Raw genomic sequence first — 1,194 nt, forward strand, 5'->3', positions numbered from 1 at the left:
CCTGGGCCGCTACAACGGTGAATACGAAGCCCCCCGCGCGGTGCTGCAAGCGCTGGGCGTCGAGCTGGTCGAAATGCAACGTTCGGGCTATCGCTCACGTTGCTGCGGCGGCGGTGGCGGGGCGTCGGTCACCGATGTTCCCGGCAAGCAACGCATCCCTGACATGCGCATGAATGATGTGCGCGAGACCCAGGCCGAACAGGTAGTGGTGGGCTGCCCGCAATGCACGGCCATGTTTGAAGGTGTCGTTCCGCCAACAGGCGACGAAGAGGTTGCGGTCAAGGACATTGCCGAGATGGTCGCCGCCGCGTTGGATACCACGCCAGCGGCGACAGCACCTGCGCCGCGTGATGCCTCGGCCGCGCAGACCACCGAGGAGGTCATGTCATGAGTGTTCTTCTGCGTCGCGATCCGCGTCAAGAATGGATCGCCCGTAATCGTCTGCATCCACGCCATGCTGAAGTGCTCCTGGCGATGGGCCAGGGCGCAGTCAGTGAGTGGCGGGGCCCTGATGGTCTGTTACGCAGAAATCCGCACGCAGTGGGATTCGTCGGCCCTAATGGCGTGAAGCGTATCGATCGCAGCGGCACGCAGCAGGGCGCGGGTGGTGGCGGCTCGGCGACACCGGCTGCTGAGCACAAGCCGTTGGTCGAGATTGAAGCGCCGGCCTTCATGGTTGCGGTGGTGCCGGACATGGCCGGTGGTCGCCTGAGCGGGCATGACCGGGATCTGCTCGGCTTGGCGCGCCAGCTGGCCGATGCCGATCCTGAGGCCCGGGGCGCGGTGGTGGCGGTGATTTTCGGGTCCCACAAAGAGGCGAATTTCGGTGAAGCGGGCATCGACCGTCTGCTACATCTCGATTCTCACGAGGTCGTAGGCTATGCCCCCGAGGCGCGTTTGGGAGCGCTGCTCATGGCCGAGGAGGCCTGGACACCACGCCATTGGCTGCTGCCGGACTCCAAACTGGGCGGCGGAGAGCTGGGAAGACGCTTGGCGGCGCGTCTCGGTGAGCGACCGGCGACGGGGGTCTGGCAGGTCGAAGCAGACGCCGAGACGGCTACGGGATGGCATTGCACGGCGCGCGGTGCGGCCGGATCGCTGGACATTCGGCGCCCCTTGCCGCGTCTCGCCCTGGCCCTGGCCGAATGTGCCGAGCCGGTCAGCGAAACGCGTCACACCGCTGCCGAACTGGCC

The 1,194-nt window shown here is 66.5% G+C and carries 2 pseudogenes; both read left to right on the forward strand.

What is annotated here, in order from left to right:
• Nucleotides 1-313 (forward strand): annotated as a pseudogene (locus tag OP495_RS17985) ((Fe-S)-binding protein); the annotation flags it as partial.
• A gap of 74 nt (nt 314-387) precedes the next feature.
• A pseudogene (locus OP495_RS17990) lies at nt 388-1,194 on the forward strand (electron transfer flavoprotein subunit alpha/FixB family protein); the annotation flags it as partial.

The organism is Chromohalobacter sp. 296-RDG (assembly GCF_029889885.1).
Taxonomy (GTDB): Bacteria; Pseudomonadota; Gammaproteobacteria; order Pseudomonadales; family Halomonadaceae; genus Chromohalobacter.